The sequence below is a fragment of the Paraburkholderia sp. BR10923 genome, from assembly GCF_040948765.1.
Taxonomy (GTDB): domain Bacteria; phylum Pseudomonadota; class Gammaproteobacteria; order Burkholderiales; family Burkholderiaceae; genus Paraburkholderia; species Paraburkholderia youngii.
Map to the genome: position 1 here is coordinate 1 of NZ_JBFPKO010000224.1, position 255 is coordinate 255.

The window sequence follows — 255 nt, forward strand, 5'->3', positions numbered from 1 at the left end:
GGAGTTGTCCGGATGAGTTTGATGGCGCCATTGTCCCGATCGGCCGTCCGATTGCGAACACGCGGGTGTATCTGCTTGACGGACACGGTGCGCCGGTTCCGTTTGGCGCGGTCGGGGAGCTCTACGTCGGCGGGGCGGGGGTGGCGCGCGGTTATCTGAACCGGCCCGAGCTGACCGCGGAGCGGTTCATCGGCAGTCCCTTTGTCGAGGGCGACCGGCTGTACCGCACTGGCGATCTGGCGCGCTATCTGCCGG

General features: G+C 67.5%; 1 protein-coding gene. It reads left to right on the forward strand.

What is annotated here, in order from left to right:
* Positions 1-255: AMP-binding protein (locus tag AB3X94_RS42215; protein WP_368614507.1), on the forward strand; the 255-nt coding region annotated here is incomplete at both ends.